Origin of the sequence: Pseudomonas sp. UBA6276, assembly GCF_002438365.1 — a bacterium.
GTDB lineage: Bacteria > Pseudomonadota > Gammaproteobacteria > Pseudomonadales > Pseudomonadaceae > Aquipseudomonas > Aquipseudomonas coleopterorum.
Map to the genome: position 1 here is coordinate 54,609 of NZ_DJUS01000056.1, position 4,681 is coordinate 59,289.

The window sequence follows — 4,681 nt, forward strand, 5'->3', positions numbered from 1 at the left end:
CCACGCCCGGCACGCTCGGGCAACCAATGATCGAACGACCACCCAACGCGCGTGGGCCGAACTCCATGCGCCCCTGGAACCAGGCCACTGGATTACCGTCGACCATGATCTGGGCGATCTGCTTGGGCATGTTGCCAAGCATGCGACCCTTGGGCTTGTTCGGATGGCGCGCGCAGGCGGCGATCACGTCTTCGTTGGTGTAGGACGGGCCCAGGTACACGTGTTCCATTTTCTCCACGGGCACACCGCGGGCATGGGACACATAGGCCGCCGCACCCACCGCCGTACCGGCGTCGCCGGAAGCAGGCTGCACGAACAGCTCCTTCACATCCGGGCGGGCGATGATCTTCTGGTTGAGCTTGACGTTCAGCGCACAGCCGCCGGCGAAGGCCAGCTTGCCGGTCTGCTTGAGCACATCGCCCAGGTAGTGGTCGATCATCTGCAAGGCGAGCTTCTCGAACAGCGCCTGCATGCTGGCCGCGTAGTGGATGTACGGCTCGTCGGCGATGTCGCCTTCGCGTTTCGGGCCCAGCCACTCGATCAGCTTGGGCGAGAAATAGAAGCCCTTGCCCTTCTCTTTATAGCGGCGCAGGCCGATGACGTTGGCGTAGTCGGTGTTGATCACCAACTCGCCGTTCTCGAACGAGGCCAGGCGCGAGAAATCGTACTTGCTGGCGTCGCCATAGGGCGCCATGCCCATGACCTTGAACTCGCCGTCGAGCATCTCGAAACCCAGGAATTCGGTGATCGCGCCGTACAGGCCGCCCAGCGAATCCGGGTCGAAGAACTCCTTGATCTTGTGGATCTTGCCGTTCTCGCCGTAGCCGAAGAACGTGGTGGCGTACTCACCCTTGCCGTCGATGCCCAGGATCGCGGTTTTTTCCTGGAAGCCCGAGCAGTGGTAGGCGCTGGAGGCGTGAGCCAGGTGGTGCTCGACCGGTTCGATCTTGATCTTCTTCGCGTCGAAGCCCAGTTGCTCCAGGCAGAAGACGATCTTGTTGCGGTAGCGCTTGTAGCGGCGGTTACCCATCAACAGCGCGTCGAGGGCGCGGTCCGGGGCGTACCAATAGCGCTTGGCGTAATGCCAGCGCGCCTTGCCGAACAGGCTGATGGGCGCGAACGGAATCGCCACCACATCGACGTCCGACGGCTTAATGCCGGCTTGTTCCAGGCAGAACTTGGCCGATTCGTAGGGCATGCGGTTCTTTGCATGTTTGTCGCGCACGAAGCGCTCTTCTTCGGCGGCGGCAATCAGCTTGCCGTCGATGTACAGGGCCGCGGAAGGGTCATGGCTAAGGGCGCCGGACAGGCCAAGAATCGTCAATGCCAAGGGTCTAGCCTCTTTGAACGGAAGTAGATGCGCGGGCGGCCATCAGGGGCGGCGGGCGGCGAAAGGCCGGGATTATAGCGTAATACGCCACCACCCAACACCGGGGCAAAGGTAGCGGCCGCGCCACCACCCACCAGCCCACGCGCCCCCTTTGTGGGAGCGGGGCGGGCGGCGAGCCCTCTGCCCGCGAAGAGGCCGTCCCCCCTCTGTGGGAGCGGGCTCTGCCCGCGAAGAGGCCGGCCCTGCCCACACACATACCAGGCAAGACGCCCACAGGATCAATCCTGCGGCACCCGCAACGAAGCCACCACCGCCTGCGCATGCTCGATGCAATGCAACGTCACACCCAGCAAACTCCGATCCGGCGCATCCCACAACTCATTCGCCGTCAGCTGAGCGCATTCCAGCAACACCCCCAGTTGCGCCAGTGCCTCCTCCAGCGCAATACCGGCATTCACACTGAACAACGCCGGTTTATCCGACCCACACGCCCCTACAGGCACATTGCAGGTTTGAATGATTTCCACCATGGTCAATTTCCTTTTCAACATCAATGGGAAGCACGAGCGGCCGTCCCGCTCGCGCGGTACAACCTTTAGCCCTGTCGCCCGGACTGCCACCAGCAAGGCTTCGGCGGCGCTGGCATCTGTGCGTTGTGACGAGTAGCCACGGTGTGGCCATCGACATGTTCGGAGACGCTTGGGTAATGAAACAGAGGCTGATCGGGCGGGAGTGGAACGACGGGGGGATCGGGGGTCGGCTTGACCATGGTGGAGCTCCTAACGTAAGTGACGCCGCCACATCTCGTGACCAAACGATAGGTGGCAGCTGTACGCAGGTTGGTCAACCGGGACGTTAGGCACCCGGCGCATCCGAGGATGCCCCGCGCACAGCCGCCATAGAGCATCACGCAGACGTAAAAAAACGCCCCGCATGAACCATGGTGGCGCTGTGCGCCTAAACGTCATCGGGTGACCAAACCCGGCCGCTGATTTGGCAGCGACCGGTCAAGGCTACCCAATGCCTTGTGCAAAAACAACTCTATGAAGATAAAAACCGCAAGCATCTGTTCCACAGCCAGATATGGAGCAAAGCCGTAGTCATTCGGCTCACTACTTGAGCATCACCCATACGCCACGTCAGAGACCACCTCCAGCCCAGGATAGCTGGGGAACGACGTCAAACTACGTAGCACCACACGCTTAGAATTGCGCCACGTAAGAGAAGTTTTACAAACACCTGCAAAAAAATAGACGCTCAGACACTGCCCAGATCCCGTGAATATGTTGAAGCTTACACCTCGCACCATTCCCATAGGGAATGATACGAGGCCCGAAGAAGCTCGTATTGGAGGCCAAGCGGCCAACATCCCCAATACGCCATCAACGTACTGTACGTCTTCAATAATGAGCCTAGTCATAGGCCAGCGTCGCACTAGGCATAAACATTGACTGAGCCATAACCTTAGCAAGCCATGCTTCGCTTTTCCATAGGCTAGTATCTGGAGCTATCGCCTTGGTATAGCCTCCAAGCCATCAGAAACCACTACTACATGATCGTTTCCTGACCTCTCTTGCGTATCAGATGGCACCACTTCTAGCGGCATGCCTTGATGCATGAAACTTCGGCCGTAATCAGCGTTAACGCCATCCGAATGAAAAGATAAGGGGCTAAGTAGTCTTACAGTATAAACGGGGTACTGATTGGAACCGCTGAATTCGGTGGATAGATCGCCAGCGTAAACAGTCCCACTGGTGATTGGACCTGTTTTTACAAATTTCAGTTGAAAAACATGGGACGTTTCAAAACTTCCGTTGATGTAGGCGTCGCTTGGACCGGCTTGCTCCGCGTTTGAAGAGCCGTTAAATACTAGCTTCATGGCCACTCCGGGTACATTTGTTGGGAAAACGTTTGAGCGCCACTCGGGCTGACTTCCAATCAGATTGAGTTTACCAGAGCCCGCGTTTGCGTAATCAATCCAAAGCTGTCTATCTGGGTAGGCGGCACTGCTGGTCACTATATCGGCTCCTACCGCCAGATTAGGGGGCACCGAGATCGACCCGGTTGAGAAGCGGAAATTATATAGTACAGTCCCTGAACCTGCACCGCCTGGATTATATCTTGCCGTCCCAAGCATCGGTCTATTCGAGATGAACACCTGCAAAGTAGATGAAGTAATTACTTTGCCTCCCCCACCTAGATTAACTTTATAGTAGACAGTAACACTACGCTCAGCGCTGGCCGTGATAATAGCCAGCGGAACGCTGAACTGAGGCACTCCTGAGTCTCCGACAACTTTGGTCTCCTCCTTCGAACCGTTCGAAGGTGTCCCGACCCAGTACATCGTGATCTGATCTCCCTTTACCAAGTATCCATCATCATGGATAGTAATGGTGGCCGCATTGATTCTTTTGAACAAGTTCAGCGTATTACTTGCCGGATCTGCTTCAAGCACAACAGGAGCAGGCAGCGGTTTGATTTCGCGAGTTTTTACCTGATAAATCTTGGAAGCAAAACCTGTTGCCGTGCTTGCGTCGCCATTGGCCAATGACACCTTGAACGTAACAGTAAGCGGACTCTCGTTTTTAAGACCTTTCAACTCATCATTAAGGATGCTGAATGTCTTGAACCCCTGACTGACCCAATCCGCATCCGTCGCTCCACCTGTCATCAGCGATTTGCTGTACGCAGTACCATCCTGCTTGGTACCTGCAAGGGTCAACCATGCCGTTTGACCGGCTGCAATGAGGGGCCAGCGTCCGACCCTAACAGTCGCATTCCCAGTCAACCCACTGACATCAAACTCCGGCCCTGCCCCACCATTAGCCGCTTCCACGATGAACAACTCGCTCAACGCCGACGCTGGCAGCTGCCCGATCTGCAGGTCGGCGGTCGAAGTACCTACCACTGTCTGCTGCGGCCCACGAAACACGGCATATGCCAGCGTAACGGTTTGACCGAGGCTTTGCGCCAGTACCTGCGGGGGCACCGGCAGGCGCGCTTCGCCGGACGCCTCGGCGTTTTGCCAAGGCACAACGGGCCGAGTGCCGTCGGGCAGTGCCCACACCACACCCACCGTATCTCCGGACACGATGCGGTTGTCTGTCACCACGATGGTTGCCGTGTTGCTGTCGAACTGAGTGCCCGGCCTGACCGGTGACCAGGGGTTGACCTGGCTCCCCGTGGCATCCACCAGCTTGGGCAGCGGCCAAGGTATTTCCGCCGCCGCCCCGACATGCAGCTGCAACCGCTGCGAGCTGCCCACCGGCTGGCTGTTGCGGGTGGCCTCGTACCAAACCTCTACGTAGCCATTGCTATTGCCAGTGATATAAGGATCACTGGCCAACGTGA

Annotated in this window: 3 protein-coding genes; all 3 read right to left on the reverse strand. The window is 57.8% G+C overall.

The genetic code is table 11. The features are described 5' to 3' along the window. Nucleotides 1-1,330 (reverse strand): carbamoyltransferase family protein (locus tag B2V21_RS06635; RefSeq protein ID WP_414708367.1); only part of this gene is annotated, 1,330 nt, incomplete at its 3' end. Between the two features lie 278 nt (nucleotides 1,331-1,608). Beyond that, nucleotides 1,609-1,860 carry a DUF3077 domain-containing protein gene (locus B2V21_RS06640; RefSeq protein WP_286916383.1) on the reverse strand — a complete coding sequence of 84 codons (252 nt, stop codon included), beginning with the start codon at nucleotides 1,858-1,860 and terminating at the stop codon, nucleotides 1,609-1,611. A 977-nt stretch (nucleotides 1,861-2,837) separates the two neighbouring features. Beyond that, on the reverse strand, nucleotides 2,838-4,681 hold a 1,844-nt coding region (locus B2V21_RS06645; RefSeq protein ID WP_286916384.1), incomplete at its 5' end, for a hypothetical protein.